At 23.8% G+C, this 336-nt stretch carries 1 pseudogene; it reads right to left on the bottom strand.

Going from position 1 to position 336, the window contains the following annotated elements:
- Positions 1-336: pseudogene (locus ACR6JA_RS22305) on the bottom strand (hypothetical protein); the annotation flags it as partial.

Here is a 336-nt window from a genome sequence, read left to right as displayed (position 1 = left end):
TTTTTTTTTTTTTTTTTTCTATATTTTTTTTTTTTTTTTTGTTTTTTTTTTTTTGTAATTTTTTATATCGGTGGGGTGGTTTTTTTATTTTTTTTTTTTTTGGGTGGGTTGTTTTTTTTTTTTTTTTTGGGGGTTTTTTTTTTTTTTTTTTTATTTTTTTTTGGTTGTTTTTTTTTTTTATTGGGTTTTTTTTTTTTTTTGCTTTGGGTTTAAGTAAACGGTGGGGGGTGTTTTTCTTTTGTTTTTTTTTACGGCGGCCGGGGGGGTTGGGGGGGTTTTTTTTTTTTATCTTTTTTGGGGCATTTTTTTTTTTTTTTTTTGTGTTTTTTGTTTTTG

Source organism: Cedecea sp. B1(4) (genome assembly GCF_059414925.1).
This window is presented reverse-complemented; position numbering and strand designations above follow the sequence as displayed.